This is a genomic window from Pseudomonas inefficax (assembly GCF_032164165.1).
Classification (GTDB): domain Bacteria; phylum Pseudomonadota; class Gammaproteobacteria; order Pseudomonadales; family Pseudomonadaceae; genus Aquipseudomonas; species Aquipseudomonas inefficax.
The window spans coordinates 2,495,812-2,517,268 of record NZ_CP134401.1 but is presented as its reverse complement, the minus strand read 5'-3'; the positions used below and the strand labels follow the sequence as shown (position 1 = coordinate 2,517,268).

17 protein-coding genes and 1 pseudogene are annotated in these 21,457 nt (G+C 64.2%); 11 read left to right on the top strand and 7 right to left on the bottom strand.

The window, feature by feature from the left end; all coding sequences use genetic code 11:
- Positions 1–5: 5 nt before the first annotated feature.
- Both RIN61_RS11240 and RIN61_RS11235 read right to left on the bottom strand, forming a co-directional pair.
- Complete coding sequence (locus RIN61_RS11240) at positions 6–1,559, bottom strand: phospholipase D family protein (protein WP_313857199.1); 1,554 nt, start codon at positions 1,557–1,559, stop codon at positions 6–8.
- A 60-nt stretch (positions 1,560–1,619) separates the two neighbouring features.
- On the bottom strand, positions 1,620–3,050 hold the full coding sequence (locus RIN61_RS11235) for an aminotransferase-like domain-containing protein (RefSeq protein WP_215520552.1): 1,431 nt from the start codon (positions 3,048–3,050) through the stop codon (positions 1,620–1,622).
- 177 nt (positions 3,051–3,227) lie between these two features.
- Between RIN61_RS11235 and RIN61_RS11230 the strand changes: the two genes are divergently transcribed.
- Positions 3,228–3,458: a DUF1127 domain-containing protein gene (locus RIN61_RS11230; protein ID WP_313857601.1), complete on the top strand. Its 231-nt coding sequence runs from the start codon at positions 3,228–3,230 to the stop codon at positions 3,456–3,458.
- Between the two features lie 142 nt (positions 3,459–3,600).
- On the opposite strand, the gene RIN61_RS11225 is transcribed toward RIN61_RS11230, so the two are convergent.
- A complete protein-coding gene (locus tag RIN61_RS11225) occupies positions 3,601–4,893 on the bottom strand; it encodes an NAD(P)/FAD-dependent oxidoreductase (protein WP_252379166.1) in 1,293 nt (430 codons plus the stop codon).
- A gap of 211 nt (positions 4,894–5,104) precedes the next feature.
- Between RIN61_RS11225 and RIN61_RS11220 the strand changes: the two genes are divergently transcribed.
- Complete coding sequence (locus RIN61_RS11220) at positions 5,105–5,458, top strand: YkgJ family cysteine cluster protein (protein ID WP_112249920.1); 354 nt, start codon at positions 5,105–5,107, stop codon at positions 5,456–5,458.
- 2 nt (positions 5,459–5,460) lie between these two features.
- Here RIN61_RS11220 and dadR read toward each other — a convergent pair whose 3' ends face one another.
- The gene (gene dadR, locus RIN61_RS11215; protein WP_003258963.1) at positions 5,461–5,949 is read right to left on the bottom strand and encodes a transcriptional regulator DadR; all 489 of its coding nucleotides are present in this window, start codon (positions 5,947–5,949) and stop codon (positions 5,461–5,463) included.
- A 156-nt stretch (positions 5,950–6,105) separates the two neighbouring features.
- On the opposite strand from dadR, the gene dadA reads away from it, so the two are divergent.
- From dadA to RIN61_RS11190, 5 genes are all read left to right on the top strand, one after another.
- Positions 6,106–7,410 (top strand): D-amino acid dehydrogenase, encoded by a 1,305-nt coding sequence (gene dadA, locus RIN61_RS11210; RefSeq protein WP_112249918.1) that lies wholly within the window; start codon positions 6,106–6,108, stop codon positions 7,408–7,410.
- Between the two features lie 144 nt (positions 7,411–7,554).
- A complete protein-coding gene (gene alr / locus RIN61_RS11205; RefSeq protein ID WP_112249951.1) occupies positions 7,555–8,628 on the top strand; it encodes an alanine racemase in 1,074 nt (357 codons plus the stop codon).
- A gap of 109 nt (positions 8,629–8,737) precedes the next feature.
- Positions 8,738–9,286 (top strand): cupin domain-containing protein, encoded by a 549-nt coding sequence (locus RIN61_RS11200; RefSeq protein WP_013974777.1) that lies wholly within the window; start codon positions 8,738–8,740, stop codon positions 9,284–9,286.
- 154 nt (positions 9,287–9,440) lie between these two features.
- Positions 9,441–9,845 (top strand): c-type cytochrome, encoded by a 405-nt coding sequence (locus tag RIN61_RS11195; RefSeq protein ID WP_038408395.1) that lies wholly within the window; start codon positions 9,441–9,443, stop codon positions 9,843–9,845.
- A gap of 227 nt (positions 9,846–10,072) precedes the next feature.
- Positions 10,073–11,929, top strand: coding sequence for an acetyl-CoA hydrolase/transferase C-terminal domain-containing protein (locus RIN61_RS11190; protein WP_313857193.1), 1,857 nt, complete (start codon positions 10,073–10,075; stop codon positions 11,927–11,929).
- Positions 11,930–12,043: 114 nt separating this feature from the next.
- Here RIN61_RS11190 and RIN61_RS11185 read toward each other — a convergent pair whose 3' ends face one another.
- Positions 12,044–12,616, bottom strand: a complete 573-nt coding sequence (locus RIN61_RS11185) for a xanthine phosphoribosyltransferase (RefSeq protein ID WP_009683322.1) — start codon at positions 12,614–12,616, stop codon at positions 12,044–12,046.
- Between the two features lie 65 nt (positions 12,617–12,681).
- Positions 12,682–14,691 carry a DNA helicase Rep gene (rep, locus tag RIN61_RS11180; RefSeq protein ID WP_085621535.1) on the bottom strand — a complete coding sequence of 670 codons (2,010 nt, stop codon included), beginning with the start codon at positions 14,689–14,691 and terminating at the stop codon, positions 12,682–12,684.
- A 254-nt stretch (positions 14,692–14,945) separates the two neighbouring features.
- Here rep and RIN61_RS11175 point away from each other — a divergent pair, with 254 nt between their 5' ends.
- Positions 14,946–16,613, top strand: a complete 1,668-nt coding sequence (locus RIN61_RS11175) for a putative bifunctional diguanylate cyclase/phosphodiesterase (RefSeq protein WP_112249914.1) — start codon at positions 14,946–14,948, stop codon at positions 16,611–16,613.
- 101 nt (positions 16,614–16,714) lie between these two features.
- On the opposite strand, the gene RIN61_RS11170 is transcribed toward RIN61_RS11175, so the two are convergent.
- Positions 16,715–18,103 (bottom strand): NorM family multidrug efflux MATE transporter, encoded by a 1,389-nt coding sequence (locus tag RIN61_RS11170; protein WP_313857189.1) that lies wholly within the window; start codon positions 18,101–18,103, stop codon positions 16,715–16,717.
- A gap of 155 nt (positions 18,104–18,258) precedes the next feature.
- Here RIN61_RS11170 and RIN61_RS11165 point away from each other — a divergent pair, with 155 nt between their 5' ends.
- From RIN61_RS11165 to RIN61_RS26770, 3 genes and pseudogenes are all read left to right on the top strand, one after another.
- Positions 18,259–19,185, top strand: coding sequence for a LysR substrate-binding domain-containing protein (locus tag RIN61_RS11165; protein WP_112249912.1), 927 nt, complete (start codon positions 18,259–18,261; stop codon positions 19,183–19,185).
- 220 nt (positions 19,186–19,405) lie between these two features.
- Positions 19,406–20,449: pseudogene (locus tag RIN61_RS26775) on the top strand (Cache 3/Cache 2 fusion domain-containing protein); the annotation flags it as partial.
- Complete coding sequence (locus RIN61_RS26770) at positions 20,444–21,313, top strand: methyl-accepting chemotaxis protein (protein ID WP_390899149.1); 870 nt, start codon at positions 20,444–20,446, stop codon at positions 21,311–21,313. The pseudogene RIN61_RS26775 and the gene RIN61_RS26770, both read left to right, overlap by 6 nt.
- Positions 21,314–21,457 lie beyond the last annotated feature (144 nt).

The window sequence follows — 21,457 nt, the reverse complement described above, 5'->3', positions numbered from 1 at the left end:
TGTAGCTACAACATCTTTTCCAAGCCGACCGCCTTGCTGATCCAGGCATTGAACCGTCGCCATATCCCACCAGGCTCGGCGGTCAGCATGTGCTGGTGGCCATTGTCCTCGGTCGCCCACACCATCTGGTCACCCACCAGCTTCACCTGATAGCTCAATGCAGGCGCCATACCCTGCTGGGCCAGCTCGCGGGTGTATTCAGCCAGCTCCGGGCTATCCACCAGTACGCCTACCTCGGTATTCCACAGCACCGAACGCGGATCGAAGTTGAATGAGCCGATGAATGTCTTGCGCCGGTCGAACACGATCGCCTTGGTATGCAGGCTCGAATCCGAGCTGCCGTGATAACTCAAGCGCCCGGCGCTGGGGTCGCCTGGCTGGCGGCGAAGCTCGTACAGCTGCACGCCGTGCTCGAGCAAGGCCCGGCGATAGGGCGCATAGCCGCCATGCACGGCCGGCACGTCGGTGGCCTCGAGCGAGTTGGTCAGCAGCTTCACCGAAGTGCCGGCATCGGCGCGGCCGGTCAGGTACAGCAAGCCCGGCTCGCGCGGCACGAAGTAGGCCGACATCAGGATCAGCTCGCGCTGCACGCTGGCCAGGTCCGGCGCCAGTTGCTGGCTCAGCAGCAATTGCGGGTCCGGTTCGTCATTGGCCAGTACTTTGCTCGGCGCATCCCACAGCGCCTGGGCATGGGCCCAGATCAGCTCGTTGCGCCACACATCCAGGCGCGGCTGCGACTGGTAGGCCATCAGGCGATCATACAGGGCTTTGCGCTGGGTCCTGGCTTCGGCCAGCGACACTTCCAGGCGGTGGCGGCTGGCGCGCAGGTCGCTGGCATCCGGGTCGTGCCAGAGGAAGTCGGTGATCGGTCGGCTGAGGGCGCTATTCCAGTACTGGTCGAAGCTGTGCCCCAACTGTTCGGCTATCGGGCCTACTCCTAGCAGGTCGATGTCGGTGAAGTTCAGGTTGGGTTCGGCATCGAAATACTCGTCGCCCAGGTTGCGCCCGCCGACGATGGCCATGCTGTTGTCCACCAGGAACAGCTTGTTGTGCATGCGCCGATGCTGGCGCGACAGGTTGAACAGGCGGCCCACGGCGCGTGTCACGCCGGTGCTGCGGCCCAGGTGCAGCGGGTTGAACACGCGCATGTGGATGTTCGGGTGGGCATCGAGGGTGCCCATGATGACGTCCAGGCCGTCGCTGGTAGTGTCGTCGAGCAGGATGCGCACGCGCACGCCGCGGTCGGCGGCGCGCAGCAGCTCATGCACCAGGGCACGGGTGCTGAGGCCATCGTGGACGATGTAGTACTGCAGGTCGATGCTCGCCTGGGCGTTGCGGATCAGTTCGGCGCGGGCGCGGAACGCCTCGTTGCTGTTGGGCAACAGGCGAAAGCCCGAGCGGCCGTCGTAGGGCGCGGCCTGGCGCAGCACCGAGCGGCCGAAGGCCGAGTCGTTGGCGGGTAGCGCCTGGCTGGTCTCGCGGGGCGTGCCGACGCTGGCACAGCCGGCAAGGCCAAGCAGCAGCACCAGCAGCAGAGGCAGGGCTCGCTGGAGTCTCAAGGGTAGATCGTCCTGTGCAACGAAGGCTTGAAGGATTGGACCGTGATGGGCGGCGCAAAGTTACGCGCCGGCGTTTTCTTCATCCAGTAGACGAAGGGCGGTTTCACCCACCTTGCGCACGGCAGCTTCGATCTGCGGCGTTGGCCGCGCGGCGAAGTTCATGCGCAGGCAGTGGCGGAATTTGCCCGAGGCCGAAAAGATGCTGCCCACGGCAACCTGCACGCCCTCTTCCAGTAAAGCGCGGTTCAGCCGCAGCGTATCGAAATGTTCAGGCAACTCCACCCACAGCATGAAGCCGCCCTGGGGCCGGCTGACCCGGGTGCCCGCCGGGAAGTAGCGGGTCACCCAGGCGCTCATCAGGTCGCGACCACGCTGGTACTGGCTGCGCATGCGCCGTACGTGGGGCTGGTAGTGCCCGCCAGCGATGAAGTCGGCGATGGCCAGCTGGGGCTGGCTGGCCGTGCTGCCGGTACTGATGTATTTCATGTGCAGCACCCGCTCCAGGTAGCGCCCGGGCGCTACCCAGCCTATCCGCAGGCCGGGGGCGAGGGTCTTGGAGAACGAGCTGCAAAGCAGCACACGACCATCGTCGTCGAATGACTTGAGTGTGCGCGGGCGCGGGTAGGTATAGGCAAGGTCGCCATAAACATCGTCTTCCAGGATGGCCACGTCGTAGCGTTGAGCCAGGCCCAGCAGCGCCTTCTTGCGGGCCTCGGGCATGATGTAGCCGAGCGGGTTGTTGCAGCTGGGGGTGATCTGGATGAGCTTGATCGGCCACTGTTCCAGGGCCAGCTCAAGCGCTTCCAGGCTGATGCCGGTGACCGGGTCGGTGGGGATTTCCAAGGCTTTCATGCCCAGGCCCTTCAGGGTCTGCATGGCGCCGTGGAAGCTTGGGGAATCGACCGCGACGATATCGCCCGGCTCGCACACGGCGCGGATGCTGCATGACAGTGCCTCATGGCAGCCGGTGGTAATTACCAGGTCGGCCGGGCTCAGGCGGCAGCCGGAGTCAAGCATCAGCCGGGCCACCTGTTCGCGCAGGGCCAGGTTGCCGTGGATGTTGTCGTAGTACAGGCCAGGCATGTCTTGCCGCCGGCTCAGCTGGGCGAGGCTGCGCAGCAGTGGCTTGAGGGTGGGGCTGTCAATGTCGGGCATGCCACGGCCGAGCTGCACCACATCCTGGCGCGGGGTGCTGCGTATCAGTTCCAGCACCTGTTCCCACTGCGAGATGTCCACCGGGCGTTGGGCCGGGCGGCTGACAGCGGGCAGTGCCGGCAGCTGGCGGTGGTCGCTGACGAAGTAACCGGACTTGGGTCGGGGCGAGACCATGCCGCTGTCTTCCAGCATGCGGTAGGCCTGTTGCACGGTGCTCAGACTGACCCCGTGCTCCACACTCAGCGCGCGCACTGACGGCAGGCGCTGGCCGGGGCGATAGAGCCCCTGCTCGATGCGGGCACCGAGCAACTCGGCGAGGTTCAGGTAAAGGGTCACGGCATACTCCTGCGCAGCAGTAGGGTAGGGACCGGTACAGTTGATTGGAAAATACAGCATTCAGTCTGTCTGCGGCCAATTCTGTATGGGAATAATAAGACTGTATTGGATCTGTATTGCCGATGCTGTCGACGCGCATGCTTTCTCCACGGTATCAATCGAATGGAGAATGCAGCGATGGGTGGCATGAGCGATGTGCGCTTGCAACTGTTGGCCAGGGAACTGGAAGCCGGGCAGCAGGCCAAGGTGTTCAACGCGCCGGAAGGGTTGGGGCGTTGGGGGCTGATGCTGCATCGCTGGTCCACCCGCAGGGCGCTGTTGCAGCTGACTGATGATGAGTTGCGCGATGTCGGGCTGAGCTGGGAGCAGGCCCGCCTTGAAGGACAAAAGCCTTTCTGGAAGGACTGATGCGATTGTTGTGGGAGCGGCCTTGTGTCGCGAAAGGGCCGCACAACGGCCCCAGGATATTTGCACAACTGCATGATTGCTGGGGCTGCTTCGCAGCCCTTTCGCGACACAAGGCCGCTCCCACATGGGGCAGTGCGTGCTTTCAGATCAGCTCTTTCAGGCGATGCCACAGCATCCCCAACGCCAGCAGCGGCGAGCGCAGGTGCTTGCCCCCGGGGAAAGTGATGTGCGGCACTTTGGCAAACAGGTCGAACCGCCCGCTTTCCTGGCCGCTGATAGCCTCGCCCAGCAAGCGCGCCGCCAGGTGGGTGGCGTTGAGCCCATGGCCAGAGTAGGCCTGGGCGTAATACACGTTCGGCTGGCTGGCCAGGCGGCCGACCTGCGGCAGGCGGTTGGCGCCGATGCCGATCATGCCGCCCCACTGGTAGTCGATGCGTACGTCGGCCAGCTGCGGGAACACCTTGAGCATCTTCGGCCGCATGTAGGCGGCAATGTCCTTCGGATCGCGGCCCGAGTAATGGCAGGCACCGCCGAACAGCAGGCGGTTGTCGGCAGAGAGGCGGTAGTAATCCAGCGCGACACGCTGGTCACACACTGCCATGTTCTGCGGTAGCAGCGCGCGGGCGCGTTCCTCGCCCAGCGGCTCGGTGGCGATGATGTAGCTGCCGGCTGGCAGCACCTTGCCGCCCAGCTCGCGGTTGAGGTCGTTATGGTAGGCATTGCAGCACAGCACCAGGGTCTTGGCCCGGACGCGCCCTTGGGCGGTGTGCACCTGTACTTCCGGGCCGTAGTCGATGCGTGTTACCTCGGACTGCTCGAACAGCTTCACGCCCAGGCGGCTGGCCACGGCAGCCTCGCCCAGGGCCAGGTTGAGCGGGTGCAGGTGCCCGGAGCCCATGTCGACCAGCCCGCCGACATAGCAGTCGGCACCGACCACGCTGTGGATATCGTCCTTGCCGACCAGGCGCAGCTCATGTGCGTAGCCGAGGCCGCGCAGTTCTTCGGCATCCTCCGCAAAGCCCAGCAGTTCGGCGGGTTTGTTGGCCAGGTCGCAGTAACCCCAGGTCAGGTCGCAGGCGATGGCATGCCTTTCGACCCGCTCGCGGACAATCTGCACGGCTTCCAGGCCCATCAGCTTCATGCTACGCACGCCGTCCTCGCCGATGACCGGCAGGAACTGCTCCAGGCCATGGCCAACGCCGCGGATCAGCTGGCCGCCATTGCGCCCGCTGGCGCCCCAACCGAGCTTGCGCGCTTCCAGCAGGATGACCGAGAAGCCGCGTTCGGCCAGTTCGATGGCGGTGTTCAGGCCCGAGTAGCCGCCGCCGACGATACACACGTCGGCGCTGTGCTCGCCTTGCAGGAAGGAGTGGTCGGGGTGTGGCGCGCTGCTGGCGGCGTAATAGGAGGCGGCGTGCTGCGCGCTGTGGATCATTGGGCAGGTCCTGAGGCTGGTGGGCTGAGAGGGAGGAGGATAAGCCGGGGTAGGGTGGTGGGCAACAAGGCGAGGGCTGCGCCCTCGTTCGCGGGTAAACCCGCTCCCACAGGGACAGCGCAATGCCTGATGCATCCACAATCCTGTGGGAGCGGGTTTACCCGCGAATGGGCCTATAATCGAACTTATCTATTTAGCTTTGTACCCAGCCATGTCCTGCAACCGCCACAAGATCCACTTCCTGCGCGAACTCATCCCTTCCTTCGAGTGCGAACCCGGCTGCCACGACTGCTGCGGCCCGGTCACCACTTCGGCGGAAGAAATGGCCCGCCTGCCACGCAAGTCCCAGGCCGAGCAGGATGCCGCGCTGGAGCGCCTGGACTGCGTGCACCTGGGCCCCAACGGCTGCACGGTGTACGAAGAGCGCCCGATGATCTGCCGCCTGTTCGGCACCACGCCGCGCCTGGCCTGCCCGCGTGGTCGTGGCCCTCAACAGATGATCGAGCCTGCTGCCGAGCAGCTGGTCCACCAGTTCATCGCCACCACCCGCCAGGTGCTGGTCTGACTTCAGTCCGGGATCGGCAGGCAAAGGCTCTCCTTCACCTCTTCCATCACGATGTAGCTCTTCGATTCGCGCACGTGCGGCAGCTTCAGCAGGATGTCGCCGAGCAGCTTGCGGTACGAGGCCATCTCGGAAATGCGCGCCTTCACCAGGTAGTCGAAGTCGCCTGAAACCAGGTGGCATTCCAGCACGTGGGGCAGCTTCAGCACAGCGCGGCGGAACTCCTCGAAGGTGTCGCCCGATTTGTAGTCCAGGCTGATTTCCACGAACACCAGCAGGCTGCCCTTGAGGTGCTGCGGGTTCAGGCGGGCGTTGTAGCCCATGATGATGCCCTCGCGCTCCAGGCGGCGAACCCGCTCGGTGCAAGGGGTGGTAGAAAGCCCGACTTTCTCGCCCAGTTCGGTGAAGGAAATACGCCCGTCGTTCTGCAGGATACGCAGGATGTTACGGTCGATCTTGTCCAGTTCACGCTTGCTCTGGTGCTGGGTTCTCATAGTGGATGCCCCTCCGTGAAAGGCGATTTTGCCGAGAATTCTCGCCAATAATAGGCTTTTATATAGTGAATTGCACTGCATTCAAATTCCTATACTGCGCGCATTCATGCCATTTCAATAAAAGTCTGCGGCGCGCCGCGTGCGAGGGATAAAACGATGCGAGTTCTGGTACTTGGTAGCGGTGTGATCGGAACCGCCAGTGCCTACTATCTGGCCCGGCAAGGTTTCGAAGTAACGGTGGTCGATCGCCAGCCGGCGGTGGCCATGGAAACCAGCTTTGCCAACGCCGGCCAGATCTCGCCCGGCTATGCCTCGCCCTGGGCCGCCCCAGGCGTGCCACTGAAGGCCATCAAATGGCTGCTGGAGCGTCACGCGCCCCTGGCCATCAAGCTCACCGGCGACGTCGACCAGTACCTGTGGATGGCACAGATGCTGCGCAACTGCACCGCCAGCCGTTACGCGGTGAACAAGGAACGCATGGTGCGCCTGTCCGAGTACAGCCGTGACTGCCTCGACGAATTGCGCGCCGAAACCGGTCTCGCCTACGAAAACCGCAGCCTGGGCACCACCCAGCTGTTCCGTACCCAAGCCCAGGTGGATGCCGCGGCGAAGGACATTGCCGTGCTCGAACAGTCCGGCGTGCCTTACGAGCTGCTCGACCGCGATGGCATTGCCCGCGTCGAACCGGCCCTGGCTGGCGTGAAGGACATCCTGGCCGGCGCCCTGCGCCTGCCCAACGACCAGACCGGCGATTGCCAGCTGTTCACTACCAAGCTTGCCGAAATGGCCGTGAAGCTGGGCGTGGAGTTCCGCTTCGGCCAGGACATCCAGCGCCTGGACTTCGCGGGTGACCGCATCAATGGCGTATGGATCGACGGCAAGCTGGAAACCGCCGACCGTTACGTGCTGGCGCTGGGCAGCTATTCGCCGCAGATGCTCAAGCCGCTGGGCATCAAGGCCCCGGTGTACCCGCTGAAGGGCTACTCGCTGACCGTGCCGATCACCAACGCCGACATGGCCCCGACCTCGACCATTCTCGACGAGACCTACAAGGTTGCCATCACCCGTTTCGACAACCGTATCCGTGTCGGCGGCATGGCTGAAATCGCCGGTTTTGACTTGTCGCTGAACCCGCGTCGGCGCGAAACGCTGGAGATGATCGTCAACGACCTTTATCCTCGCGGCGGTGATCTGAGCCAGGCCAGCTTCTGGACCGGCTTGCGCCCGGCGACCCCGGATGGCACGCCGATCGTCGGTGCCACGGCGTTCCGCAACCTGTTCCTGAACACCGGCCACGGTACCTTGGGCTGGACCATGGCGTGCGGCTCCGGGCGCCTGCTGGCCGACCTGATTGCGCGCAAGAAACCGCAGATCAGTGCCGAAGGCCTGGACATTTCCCGTTATGGCAATAGCCCGGAAGTGGCCAAGCACGGGCAGACTGCGCCGGCTCACCAGCAGTAATAGCCTGTACCGGCCTATTCGCGGCTAAAGCCGCTCCCACAGGGATCGTATGTTCCCGGACATTTTGTGGTCCCCTGTGGGAGCGGCTTCAGCCGCGAAGAACCCAACACCGATTTCAACCCGAACCACCATAAGGCAGCCGCCATGCGTCCCGCCCGCGCCCTGATCGACCTCCAGGCCCTGCGCCACAACTACCGTCTGGCCCGTGAACTGACCGGTGCCAAAGCCCTGGCCGTGATCAAGGCCGATGCTTACGGCCACGGCGCCGTGCGCTGTGCCCTGGCCCTGGAAGCCGAAGCCGACGGCTTTGCCGTGGCCTGCATCGAAGAAGCGCTGGAGTTGCGCGCTGCCGGTATCAAGGCCCCGGTGCTGCTGCTGGAGGGCTTCTTCGAAGCCAGCGAACTGGCCCTGATCGCCGAGCACGGCCTGTGGTGCGTGGTTCACTCGCTGTGGCAGTTGGAAGCGATCGAAAAGACCCAGCTGCACAAGCCGCTCACCGTCTGGCTCAAGCTCGACAGCGGCATGCACCGCGTCGGCCTGCACCCCAAGGACTACCACGAGGCCTACCAGCGCCTGCTGGCCAGCGGCAGGGTTGCGCGCATCGTGCTGATGAGCCACTTCGCTCGCGCCGACGAACTGGATGCCGACGCCACCGCCCAGCAGATCGCCGTGTTCGAGGCTGCCCGCCAGGGCCTGGCCGCCGAATGCAGCCTGCGCAACTCCCCCGGTGTGCTGGGCTGGCCGCAGGCCCCCAGCGACTGGGTGCGCCCGGGCCTGATGCTGTACGGTGCCACGCCGTTCGAGGTGGCCCAGGCCGAGGCCGGGCGCCTGCAGCCGGTGATGACCCTGCAATCGCGGGTGATCAGCGTGCGCGAGCTGCCTGCCGGCGAGCCGGTGGGCTATGGCGCCAAGTTCGTCAGCCCACGGCCAACCCGTGTAGGCGTCGTTGCCATGGGCTACGCCGATGGCTACCCGCGCCAGGCGCCCAACGGTACCCCGGTGCTGGTCGCTGGCAAGCGCACCCAACTGATTGGCCGGGTATCGATGGACATGCTCAGCATCGACCTGACCGATGTGCCGGAAGCCACCGTCGGCAGCCCGGTCGAATTGTGGGGCAAGCATGTCCTTGCCAGTGAAGTGGCCGCACACGCGGGTACCATTCCGTACCAGATTTTCTGCAACCTGAAGCGGGTACCGCGGGACTACATCGGCGAATGACACGCTGAAGCGGACAGGTTGAGGGGCGGTGTGTTGTAAATACTGAACGGCATTGCCATGATATCGTTCACATCCACCCCCTTTTCCACCGTTTCAGGAGGCTCCAGCTTTGGACGTCGGCGAACGACTGCAAGCCATCCGCAAGCTCAAGGGCCTGTCCCAGCGCGAACTCGCCAAGCGTGCCGGCGTGACCAACAGCACCATCTCGATGATCGAGAAGAACAGCGTGAGCCCGTCGATCAGCTCGCTGCGCAAGGTACTGAGCGGCATCCCCATGTCCATGGTCGAGTTCTTTTCGGTCGAACTGGAACCTGAAAGCCCCACGCAGATCGTCTACAAGGCCCATGAGCTGATCGATATCTCCGACGGTGCCGTGACCATGAAGCTGGTCGGCAAGTCGCACCCCAACCGTGCCATCGCCTTCCTCACCGAGGTGTATCCACCGGGTGCCGACACGGGGGCCGAAATGCTTACCCATGACGGTGAAGAAACCGGCATCCTGCTCGAAGGCCGCCTGGAGCTGGTGGTCGGCAACGAGATCTTCATCCTTGAAGAGGGTGACAGTTACTACTTCGAAAGCACCCGCCCGCACCGTTTTCGTAACCCGTTCGACCGGCCGGCGCGCCTGATCAGTGCGGCGACACCTTCAAACTTTTGATCCAGCGCAGTGCATTGATTCGGCAATACCCCTTTCCTGTGTGGGGTCGTTTCACGGCCTCTGGGTTCCCGCTATACTTTTCAACGCTCGCCGATCCGTGGCCGCGAGCGTGATTAGCCACCATGAGGGTGTTCGCGTGAACCAAATCAAGAAGATGCTGGCCGTACCAGCAGCCGTATTCGCCCTCTGGGCAATGAGCGCAACCGCTGCGACCAATGATGACATCGCCAAGCGCCTGGAGCCGGTTGGCCAGGTGTGCGTCCAGGGCCAGGAGTGCAAGGGCATGGAAGTGGCCGCCGCCGCAGGTGGCGGTGGTGCCAAGACGCCGGACGAGATCATCGCCAAGCACTGCAATGCCTGCCATGGCTCCGGCCTGCTCGGCGCGCCGAAGATTGGCGATACTGCGGCGTGGAAGGAACGCGCCGACCACCAGGGCGGCCTGGATGGCATCCTGGCCAAGGCCATTACCGGCATCAACGCCATGCCACCCAAAGGCACCTGCGCGGACTGCTCGGATGACGATCTGAAAGGGGCAATCAAGAAGATGTCCGGGCTGTGAGAAACAGCTGAATTGCATGAGGCCCGCCATTGATGGCGGGCTTTGTTTTTGTGGTGCCTGTACCGGCCCTTTCGCGGCTGAAGCCGCTCCCACAGGAATCTCGCAGTTCTTGAATCTTGTGCTGTAACTGTGGGAGCGGCTTCAGCCGCGAAAGGGCCGGTACAGGCAACCAACCCACCAAAGCCCATGTCCAACCCCTGAACCCATGGATGTCTCAGGAGGCCCCGATGCACCTCTGCTCCATCGACCAGGCTGTCGAGCAAGTCCTGTCGCGCCTGCCAGCCCATATCCACATGGGCCTGCCGCTGGGCCTGGGCAAGCCCAACGCCTTCGTCAACGCGCTCTATGCCCGCGTCCGCGAGCTACCGGAGCGGCAGCTGACCATCTACACGGCCTTGTCCCTTGGCCGCCCGCCACTGGGCGATGGCCTGCAACGGCGCTTTCTCGAACCCTTCGTCGAGCGCGTCTTCGCCGACTACGAAGAACTCGCCTACCTTGCTGATCTGCGCAACGACACGTTGCCTCGCAACATCCGCGTCGAGCAGTTCTTCATGCAGCCAGGCAGCTTGCTGCACAGCGCGCCGGCGCAGCAGGACTACATCAGCAGCAACTACAGCCATGCCGCGCGCGACATCAACGCCAAGGGCCTGAACCTGATCGCCCAGCTGGTGGCTGCTACCCCAGAACGGCCTGTCCATCTGAGCCTCGCCTGCAACCCGGATATCACCCTCGACCTGCTGCCGATGATCGCCAAGCGCCGCGCCGCTGGCGAAACGATCCTCATGCTCGGCCAGGTGCATGCCGAGCTGCCTTACATGCCGGGCGACGCCGAGCTGCCCATCGATTCCTTCGACCTGCTGCTCGACGAAGCTGAGCAGCGCCGCCTGTTCTCCACGCCAAACATGCCGGTCAACACCCAGGACCACTGTATCGGCCTGCACGCCAGCAGCCTGGTGCGTGACGGCGGTACGCTGCAGATCGGTATTGGTGCCATGGGCGATGCGGTCGCCGCGGCATTGCTGGCGCGCCAGGGCGACAACGCGGGCTACCGTGCGGTGCTCAATGCGCTGGATGTCGGCTCCTGGCGGGCGCTGATCGAGCGGGAAGGGGGGCTGGATACCTTCGCTCAAGGCCTGTATGGCTGCAGCGAGATGTTCGTCAACGGCCTGCTGGTGCTGGCCGAGGCAGGCCTGTTGCGACGCACGGCGGATAAGGAGGGCGCGTTGTTGCATGGCGGCTTCTTCCTCGGCCCGCAGGCGTTCTACCAGCGCCTGCGCGACATGCCGCTGGAGCAGCGCGCGCGGTTTGCCATGACGCGTATCAGCTTCATCAACGAGCTATATGGGCAGGAAGAACTCAAACGCCGCCAGCGCCGCGATGCGCGCTTCATCAACACCGTGTTCGGCATGACCCTGCTCGGCGCCGGGGTGGCCGACCAGCTGGAGGATGGCCGGGTACTCAGTGGCGTGGGCGGGCAGTACAACTTCGTCGCACAGGGCCATGCGCTGGAGGGCGGACGCTCGATCCTGCTGCTGCGCAGCTGGCGTGAGGCGGGCGGGGAGGTGACCTCGAACCTGTTCTGGAACTATGGCCATTGCACCATCCCCCGGCACCTGCGCGATATCGTGGTGACCGAGTACGGCATTGCTGATTTGCGTGGGCAGACCGACAGCGAGGTGATTGCGCGGTTGCTGGCGGTGTGCGATTCGCGGTTCCAGCAGGGGCTGATCGAACAGGCAAAGGATGCCGGCAAGCTGGCCAGGGATTTCCAACTGCAGGCGCGCTTTACCGACAACACACCGCAGCGCCTGGAAGCGATCAGGGCGCGGCATGCGCGGTTGTTCCCGGAGTATCCGCTGGGTACGGATTTTACGGCCGAAGAGCGGGATTTGCTGCGGGCGCTGAACTGGTTGAAGGGCAAGTTCAAGCTGAGCGAGGTGCTGGAGCTGGGCAAGGCAGCGCTGGATGCGCCGGGGCCGGAGGGGTATGAGCGGCATCTGGCGCGGATGGGGCTGGATCAGCCGCAGGGGCTGAAGGAAGAGCTGTACCAGCGTTTGTTGCTGGCGGGGTTGGCGGCAACCTAATAGATCCCTGGGTGCATCGGTCCCCTGTGGGAGCGGGTTTACCCGCGAATGCGGTAGGGAATGTGCCATCGCATTCGCGGGTAAACCCGCTCCCACAGAGATCGCGTAGCGGCCTTACTCGATGAAGGTCACCACACCACCTTCCAGCGACTTCACCCGGGCCAGCGATTCAACGCGGTAGCCCTGGCTGTCCAGCTCGGCACGGCCGCCCTGGAACGACTTTTCGATCACGATACCCAGGCCGGCGACGGTGGCGCCGGCCTGCTTGATGATCGAGATCAGTGCCTGCGACGCCTTGCCGTTGGCCAGGAAGTCATCGATCACCAGCACGCGGTCGCTGCTGTTGAGGTGGCGCGGCGAGATGGCAACGGTGTTCTCGGTCTGCTTGGTAAAGGAGTACACCGAGGCGGTCAGCAGGTTCTCGGTCAGGGTCAGCGACTGGTGCTTGCGCGCGAAGATCACCGGCACGCCCAGCTTCAGGCCAGTCATCACCGCCGGGGCAATGCCCGAGGCTTCGATGGTGACGATCTTGGTCACGCCCGCGTCGGCGAACAGACGGGCGAACTCGTCACCGATCAGCTGCATCAGTGCAGGGTCGATCTGGTGGTTGAGAAACGCATCGACTTTGAGAACCTGATCGGAAAGCACGATGCCTTCTTCGCGAATCTTCTGATGCAGTGCTTCCACTGTGGTATTCCTCGATGTAACAAAGGTGGCCGCAAATAGCGGCAAAGTTAAAGAGTAATGGTTGATCAGCGTTTGAGCATTGCCCGGATATCGGCCAGGGCGTTGTTGCCCCGTGCGGCCTTCACCTCGACCGGCGCATCGTCCAGGCCTTCCCAGGCCAGGTCGTCCGGTGGCAGTTCGTCGAGGAACCGGCTGGGCGTGCAGTCGATGATTTCACCGTACTGCTTGCGCTTGGCGGCGAAGGTGAAGGCCAGGGTCTGGCGCGCGCGGGTGATGCCCACGTAGGCCAGGCGGCGTTCTTCTTCGATGGTGTCGGCCTCGATGCTGGAGCGGTGCGGGAGGATTTCCTCTTCCATGCCCATGATGAACACGTAGGGGAACTCCAGGCCCTTGGAGGCATGCAGGGTCATCATCTGCACACCTTCGGCGTTCTCTTCCTCTTCCTGCTGGCGCTCGAGCATGTCGCGCAGCACCAGCTTGCCGATGGCGTCCTCGATGGTCATGTCACCCTCTTCGTCCTTCTCGAGGGTGTTCTTCAGCGCTTCGACCAGGAACCAGACGTTGCTGATGCGGAACTCGGCCGCCTTGTCGCTGGCGGTCTGCTGGCGGATCCAGTTCTCGTAGTCGATATCGCGGATCATCTCGTGCAGCGCGGCAATCGGGTCTTCCAGGGCGACCTTGTGGCGCACCCCGTCCAGCCAATGCTTGAAGCGCTGCAAACGCTCGGTGTAGCGGGCGTCAAGATGCTCGCCCAGGCCCAGCTCCTCGCTGGCGGCGTACATCGAAATACCGCGCTCAGTGGCGTAGTTGCCGAGTTTTTCCAGCGTGGTGGAGCCGATTTCGCGGCGCGGTACGTTGATCACCCGCAGGTAGGCGTTGTCATCGTCCGGGTTCACCAGCAGGCGCAGGTAGGCCATCAGGTCCTTGACCTCCTGGCGGCCGAAGAAGCTGTTGCCGCCCGACAGGCGATACGGCACCTGGTGGTGCTGCAGCTTCAGTTCGATCAGCTTGGCCTGGTAGTTGCCGCGGTAGAGGATGGCGAAGTCACTGTACGGGCGGTTGGTACGCAGGTGCAGGGTGAGGATTTCCATGGCCACGCGTTCGGCCTCGGCTTCCTCGTTCTTGCAGCGGATGACGCGAATCTCGTCGCCCACGCCCATCTCGCTCCACAGTTGCTTCTCGAACGCGTGCGGGTTGTTGGCGATCAGCACGTTGGCGCAGCGCAGGATGCGGCTGGTCGAGCGGTAGTTCTGTTCCAGCATCACCACTTTCAGGGAGGGGTAGTCCTCCTTGAGCAGCATGAGGTTTTCTGGCCGGGCGCCACGCCAGGCATAGATCGACTGGTCGTCGTCGCCCACCACGGTGAACTGGTTGCGCATGCCGATCAGCATCTTCACCAGCAGGTACTGGCTGGCGTTGGTGTCCTGGTATTCGTCCACCAGCAGGTAGCGCACGCGGTTCTGCCAGCGCTCCAGCACATCGGGGTGCTCCTGGAACAGCTTGACCGGCAGCAGGATCAGGTCGTCGAAATCTACCGCGTTGAACGCCTTGAGCGTGCGCTGGTAGTGGGTGTAGACGATGGCGGCGGTCTGCTCGCGCGGGTTGCGCGCTTTCTCCAGGGCCTCGGCGGGCAGAATCAGGTCGTTCTTCCAGGCACCGATCATGTTCTTGATCTCGTCGATGCCGTCGTCGCCAGAGTATTCCTTCTGCATGATGTCCGACAGCAATGCCTTGATGTCGGACTCGTCGAAGATCGAGAACCCCGGCTTGTAGCCCAGGCGCTCGTGCTCCTTGCGGATGATGTTCAGGCCCAGGTTGTGGAAGGTGCACACTGTCAGGCCACGGCCTTCCCCCGGACGCAGCAGGGTGGCGACCCGCTCCTTCATCTCGCGCGCGGCCTTGTTGGTGAAGGTCATCGCCACGATGTACTGGGCACGAATGCCGCAGTTCTGGATGAGGTGGGCAATCTTGCGCGTGATCACGCTGGTCTTGCCCGAGCCTGCACCGGCGAGCACCAAAAGAGGGCCGCCGACATAGTCACGGGCTTCCTGCTGCCGGGGATTGAGTCGGGACATGCTAGAAACCGGGGGTCGCCAGAAAATAGCCGCGCATTCTAACAGGCATGGGGCGTTTGTGGCGCGACCGTCTGACGTCTGAGTCAAATATGTAAACGGGATTTGCCGGCTGGCGCAGTTTCGCGCAGGATGCACGACAAAATACGTCGGGATGCTACACCGGTAAAAACATGCATTAAAGTGAAAATCATTTTCATTAATGCAGTAGCATACCTGGCAGTTTCCGTTGCACCGTGAAACCCTAAGGAGCCCGCTTGTCCACGCCTGTCGAACCATTGCGTTTGCTGCTGTTGGCCGATGAGCCGGAATGGGGCGCGCTGCTACGCGCGTGCATGCCTGCCCTGGGTGGCAGCGTTGTGCTGCTGACAGCGCCGAACTGGGAGTCGGTCGACAGCCTGTTCAACCAGGACCGCCAGGCCGTTGTGCTGACAACCCCGGCCCTGCAGCCCGCACCCGGGCGCTGCGAGCTGCCGAGCATCCTGCTGCTCGACCACGAGCCCCAGGTAGCGCCCAGCGCTGTCAGCGACTGGCTGGTGCGTGACCAGCTCAATGCCGACACCTTGCGCCGCTCGCTGCGCCATGTGCGCGAGCGCGGTGTGCTGGTGGCCACCTTGCAGCGCCTGGCCGAGCAGGACCCGTTGACCGGCATCGCCAACCGCCAGGGCTTCCAGGCCTTGCTGACCGCACGCCTGGCCGAGAACGACGGCGGTGGCCTTGCCCTTGGCCACCTGGACCTGGACAACTTCCGCCATGTCAACGACGCCCTTGGCCACCAGAGTGGCGACCGCCTGATCCTGCTGGTGGTGGCGCGCCTCAAACAGCAACTGGAGGCGGGCGACCAGCTGGCGCGCCTGGGCAGCGACGAGTTCGCCCTGCTGATCGATACCCGACGCGATCCCAACCGTGCCGAATGGATTGCCGAGCGGATTGTCGAGGCGTTGGCCGAACCCTACTGGGTCGACGGCGAAAGCCTGTTGCTGGGCTGCAGCCTGGGCCTGGCCCATGCCCGTGCCCAAGGTGGTGCCGACCCGTTGATGTGGCACGCGCACATCGCCATGCGCCAGGCCAAGGGCAGCCAGGGTTGCACTTTCCATGTGTTCAACGAGCGCATCAACCGCAATGCCCGCAGCCTTGCCGACCTGGAAAGCGAACTGCGCCGCGCCTTGCGCCGGGACGAGCTGGAGCTGCATTACCAGCCGCGGCTGAACCTGGCCGACGGGCGCATCGTCGGCCTCGAGGCGCTGGTGCGCTGGCGGCATGCCGAGCGCGGCCTGTTGCCGCCCAGCGAGTTCGTGCCGCTGGCCGAGCAGAGTGGCCTGATCGTGCCGCTGGGGTACTGGGTGATATCCCGTGCCCTTCGCGACATGCAGGCGCTGTGCGAGCGCGGCCTGGAACCGCTGCACATGGCGGTCAACCTGAGCTTCCGCCAGTTCCAGGACAGCCAGCTGCTGGCGACCTTGAGCCGCCTGATCCTCGAGCATGGCGTGGATGCCCGCTGGCTGGAATTCGAGCTGACCGAAACGGCGGTCATGCGCCGTAACGAGCTGGTGCGGCAGACCATGGACGCCCTGGGGCGTCTGGGCGTGCGCTTTTCGCTCGATGATTTCGGTACCGGGTTCTCTTCGTTCGTGCACCTCAACAGCTTGCCGATCACCTTGCTGAAGGTGGACCGCAGCTTTGTCGCGGAAATGGAAATGCGCGAGGAGAACCGCAAGCTCGTGCACGCCATGATCAACCTGGCGCACAACCTCAACCTCGAAGTGGTGGCCGAGGGGGTGGAGAGTGAGGAGCAGATGGCGTTGTTGCGCGGGTTTGGTTGTGACCAGGTGCAGGGGTTCCTGGTCAGCAAGCCGCTGCCGGTGGGGGAGCTGATGGAGTTTTTGCTGCAGGCGACCGGCTGCCAGTTGGGCGCAGTCCTTTAGGGCCCTTTCGCGGGTGAACCCGCTCCCACAGGCTTTTGCACAGGATTCTGACTTTGCGCATTCCCTGTGGGAGCGGGTTTACCCGCGAAGAGGCCCGCAAGTCAGGCCGAAGTCGTCGCCGCGCCACCAAACCCGGCTTTGCCCAAAAGCCGCTTCATCCGCCACTCAAAGCCAAAGGTCAGCGCCACCGCCGCACAAGCCAGCCCCAACGCCAGCCCCCACCAGACGCCTACCGCACCACCGCCCAGGGTGAAGGTGAACAGCCAGGCGCTCGGCGCCCCCACCAGCCAATAGCACACCAGCCCGATCAGGAAGGTGGTCTTGGCATCTTTCAGCCCACGGATCGAGCCCATCGCGATCGTCTGCATGCCGTCGAACAGCTCGAACCACGCCGCCACCATCAGCAACTGCACCGCCAGCTGGAAGATCGCCGCAAATGCCGGGTCATTACGGTCGATGAACAACCCCACCAGCGATTCGGGCAGCAGCCAGAACAGCGCGGCGAAGGCAAACATGATCATTGCCCCGAAGCCGATGCCCACCCGTCCGGCGCTGCGCGCCGCCAGCAGGTTGCCGGCGCCGTAGTACAGCCCCACGCGCATGGTCACCGCATACGACAACCCGGTAGGCACCATGAATGCCGTGGAGACGATCTGCAGGGCGATCTGGTGCGCCGCCAGCTCGGTGCTGCCCAGTACGCCCATGCACAGCGCGGCGAAGGCGAACAGGCCGACTTCCACCATGTAGGTGCCGCCAATCGGCAGGCCCAGCCGCCACAGCTCGCGCAGGGCCGGCAGCGACGGGCGTGACAGGCCCTTGCGCAGCGGGTAGGCGGCATACGCCGTGTGCCAGCGGATATACAGCGCCAAGGCAATGGCCATGCCCATCGACACCACCGCAGTGACCAGGCCGATGCCCATCAGGCCCAGCTTGGGCAGGCCGAACATGCCTTCGATCAGCGCCACGTTGAACAGGTAGTTGAGCACCGTGCCTACCAGGCTGATGACCATCACCGGGGTAGACCGGCCCAGCGCGCTGGTGAAGCCGCGCAAGGCCATGAAGGTCAGGTAGCCGGGCAGGGCCAGTGGCAGCAGGGTGAGGAATTCGGCGGCCGAGGCAACGTTCTCGGGCTTTTGCCCGAACAGCAGCAGTACCGGCTCAAGGTTCCACAGCACCAGCGCAGCGAACAGCGCCAGGCCCCAGGCCAGCCACAGGCCACCCTGCGCCAGGCGGGTGACGCCCTCGATGTCGTTGGCGCCCTTGCGAATCGCCACCAGGGTACCGACCGCAGCGATCACGCCCAGGCAGAAGATCGACACGAACGAGTAGCTTGCCGCGCCCAGACCGCCGCCAGCCAGGGCTTGCGGGCTGATGCGGGCCATCATCAGGGTATCGGTCAGCACCATCAGCATGTGCGCCAACTGCGAGGCGATCAGCGGCCCGGCCAGGCGCAGCAAAGCCTTGAGTTCAGTGGTGGGCGCGACAGGCATGGGGCAGTCCTTTTCCTGGGGTGATCAACGAAGGGCGATTCTGAGGCTTTGGTCAACTTTGCACAAAAGGATAAAAGCGATCATTGGCATGAGTATGACTCATGCATATATGCTCCCCGGTGATTCACCCCACAACCCCATATGGCAGGTGCCTCATGTCCCGTCAGCTCCCCCCGCTGTATGCCCTGCGCGCATTCGAAGCCGCTGCGCGGCTAAGCTCCTTCACCCGCGCCGGCGAAGAGCTGTCGATTACCCAGAGCGCGGTCAGCCGGCATATCCGCACACTGGAGGAGCACTTTGCCTGCCGCCTGTTCGTGCGCAGCGGCCGCAGCCTGCAACTGACCGAAGCGGCGCGGGTGCTGCTGCCCGGCGTGCGCGAAGGCTTTGCCGCGCTGGAACGGGCTTGCGATACCTTGCGCGGTGAGGATGACATCTTGCGCATGAAGGCCCCCTCGACCCTGACCATGCGCTGGTTGCTGGCGCGCCTTAGCCGCTTTCGCCACTTGCAGCCTGGCAACGAAGTGCAGCTGACCAGCGCCTGGATGGATGTCGACCACGTGGACTTCAACCAGGAACCTTTCGATTGCGCAGTGTTGCTCAGCGACGGGGTGTTCCCGCCAGAATGGGAAGTGCGCAAGTTGTTCCCGGAGTTGTTGATCCCCGTGGGTGCGCCAGACTTGCTCGACGAGGAACCCTGGGACGAGCGTCGGCTGGCCTGCATCGAGCTGCTGCACCCCACGGTGGACAAGCGCGACTGGCGGGAATGGTTGGAGCGTATGGGGTTGAGTGACAAGGTTTCGCTCAGGGGCGGGCAGGTCTTCGACACGCTGGAGCTGGGCATGATTGCTGCGGCGCGTGGCTACGGCATTTCCATGGGCGATTTGCTGATGGTGGCCGAGGATGTGGCGCAGGGGCGGTTGAGCCTGCCTTGGCCGACGGCCGTGCCCAGCGGCATGGATTACTACCTGGTGTGGCCACGCACCCGGCGCGGCGGCGAGCGCCTGCGGCGGCTGAGCGCATTTCTCGAGCAAGAGGTGGCGGCTATGGATTTACCCGCTGTAGAAGTCCTGCCACGTCTCTGACTTCTGCGACGCGGCCCCTGTGGGAGCGGGCAAGCCCGCGAAAAGGGCATCACAGGAAAGCGCAAAGGTTTGCGAATATCCTTGCCCGACACTCAAGTATTCGCCGGCGACGCCGATTCACTGGCACCAGCGTCCCGGAAGAGGGCGCGCTTCCCGTCGATAACAAGCGGGTGGTCAGCGTGATCAGGATGATCCCGGCCTCTTGCCAGGAGCTTGCCCCATGTCTCAACCGCGTGCCCGTATTGCCTCACAGCTCGGTGTCGCCCTTGCCATCGTGCTGGCGCTGGTGATTTCCGGCAGTACCCTGTTTGCCCTGCGTTCGCTGGACGACGCCAACCTCGCCACACGCCAGGCCCACCTGGCCAGCGAAGCGCGCCTGCTGGCCGACCAGCTCGACAGCTTCCACGGTTCGCTCAAGGACAACACCCAGCGCTTGAGCGGCCTGTTCGAGCGGCGCTTCGCCTCGGGCCTGGCGCTGCATGCGGGCGAGACCGTGCAGGTCGCCGGCCAGACAACGCCTGCCCTGTACCAGGGCGACCACCTGCTGAACAACGATTTCCAGCAAGTGGACGAATTCCAGCAGATGACGGCCGGCATCGCCACGCTGTTCGTGCGCAGCGGCGACGACTTCGTGCGCATCAGCACCAACCTGAAGAAGCAGGACGGCAGCCGCGCCATCGGTACCCAGCTCGATCGCCAGCATCCGGCCTACCTGAAACTGCTGGCCGGGCAGATGTACATCGGCCGTGCCGTGCTGTTCGAGCGCAACTACATGACCCGTTATGTGCCGGTGAGCGACAGCGCAGGGCGGGTGATCGCCGTGTTGTTCGTCGGCTTTGACTACACCGAGGCGCAGAACGCCCAGTTCGCCAACCTCAAGCGCTTTCGCATCGGCCAGACCGGTTCGCTGGCGCTGCAGGACGAGAAGGGTCAGTGGCTGGTGCCGCCGGCCAATGCCGAGCAGCAGCTGTACAGTGCCACCGCGCCGTTTGCCGAGGGCCCGTGGACAGTGGTCGCGAGCATGCCGATGGCAGAAATCCGCGAGGTGACCTGGAGCGTCGGCCTGCGCCTGGCGATCGGCAGCCTGCTGGCGATGCTGCTGGCGGTGGCCGCCACGTTGTGGCTGCTGCGCCGCAAGCTGCGCCCGCTGGATGACCTGGTGCGCCAGGCCGAAGCGCTGGGGGCGGGCGACTTGAGCGCCCGGCTGGCGGTGACCAGCCATGATGAAATCGGGCAGCTGGCGCGCAGCTTCAACAAGATGGGCGAGGCGCTGTCGACCATGGTCGAACACATCCGCAGCGCCTCCGAGCAGGTCAGTAACCGTGCCCGCTCGCTGTCCGGGCTATCGGCCGGCGCCTGCGAAGGCATGGACCAGCAATCCGGCGAAATCACCAGCATGGCCGGCGCAGTCGAGGAATTCAGCGCCACCTCGATGAACATCGCCGACAACATGTCCGGTACCGAACGCATGGCCCGCGACAACGCCCAGCAGACGCGCATCGGCCGCAGCGCCATGGACGAGGCTTCGCGCTCGCTGAAACAAATTGCCGAGGCCCTCGGCGGCACGGCCACGGTGATGGATAGCCTGGGCGCACGTTCGCAGGAAATCGGCGGCATCATCAGCGTGATTACCGCGATTGCCGAACAGACCAACCTGCTGGCATTGAACGCCGCCATCGAAGCGGCCCGTGCCGGTGAGCAGGGCCGTGGCTTTGCCGTGGTGGCGGATGAAGTGCGTGGCCTGGCAGCGCGGACGCGCCAGGCCACGGATGAAATCTCCGGCATGATCACCAGCATCCAGCAGCAGACCGGGCATGCCATCTCGACCCTTGAGCAGGGCAACCAACTGATGCAGGAAGGCCTGGAGCGCAACGACAAGGTGGCGCAGGCGCTGGCGCGTATCGACGAGCAGAGCCGCGCCGCCGGCGAACAGTTTGCCGTGATCAGTACCGCGACCCAGGAGCAGAGTAGCACCGCGACGGTACTCAGCCGCAATCTGCAGAGCATCGCCCAGGCCAACGGCGAACAACGCGAGGTGGCCAACGAACTGGCGTTTACCGCGCGGGAGCTGGAAGGGTTGGCGGCGCAGTTGCGCCAGGAAGTGGACCGTTTTCGGGGTGGCCGCTAAGCGCTGACATTGTCGTGCCGGTCAGGGCCTTTTCGCGGGCTTGCCCGCTCCCACAGGATTACACCCAGCCGGAAGGCAGCGGTAGACCTGTGGGAGCGGGCGAGCCCGCGAAGAGACCATGAAAGACCAAGTACCGTCCGAGCC

What these genes read in the sequence shown, in the direction of transcription:
- RIN61_RS11195 (WP_038408395.1), top strand. Translation starts at nt 9,441, where the DNA reads ATGCTGGCCGTACCAGCAGCCGTATTCGCCCTCTGGGCAATGAGCGCA.
- RIN61_RS11230 (WP_313857601.1), top strand. Translation starts at nt 3,228, where the DNA reads ATGGGTGGCATGAGCGATGTGCGCTTGCAACTGTTGGCCAGGGAACTG.
- RIN61_RS11190 (WP_313857193.1), top strand. Translation starts at nt 10,073, where the DNA reads ATGCACCTCTGCTCCATCGACCAGGCTGTCGAGCAAGTCCTGTCGCGC.
- RIN61_RS11165 (WP_112249912.1), top strand. Translation starts at nt 18,259, where the DNA reads ATGTCCCGTCAGCTCCCCCCGCTGTATGCCCTGCGCGCATTCGAAGCC.
- RIN61_RS11170 (WP_313857189.1), bottom strand. Translation starts at nt 18,103, where the DNA reads ATGCCTGTCGCGCCCACCACTGAACTCAAGGCTTTGCTGCGCCTGGCC.
- RIN61_RS11220 (WP_112249920.1), top strand. Translation starts at nt 5,105, where the DNA reads ATGTCCTGCAACCGCCACAAGATCCACTTCCTGCGCGAACTCATCCCT.
- dadR (WP_003258963.1), bottom strand. Translation starts at nt 5,949, where the DNA reads ATGAGAACCCAGCACCAGAGCAAGCGTGAACTGGACAAGATCGACCGT.
- RIN61_RS11225 (WP_252379166.1), bottom strand. Translation starts at nt 4,893, where the DNA reads ATGATCCACAGCGCGCAGCACGCCGCCTCCTATTACGCCGCCAGCAGC.
- RIN61_RS26770 (WP_390899149.1), top strand. Translation starts at nt 20,444, where the DNA reads ATGGGCGAGGCGCTGTCGACCATGGTCGAACACATCCGCAGCGCCTCC.
- alr (WP_112249951.1), top strand. Translation starts at nt 7,555, where the DNA reads ATGCGTCCCGCCCGCGCCCTGATCGACCTCCAGGCCCTGCGCCACAAC.
- dadA (WP_112249918.1), top strand. Translation starts at nt 6,106, where the DNA reads ATGCGAGTTCTGGTACTTGGTAGCGGTGTGATCGGAACCGCCAGTGCC.
- rep (WP_085621535.1), bottom strand. Translation starts at nt 14,691, where the DNA reads ATGTCCCGACTCAATCCCCGGCAGCAGGAAGCCCGTGACTATGTCGGC.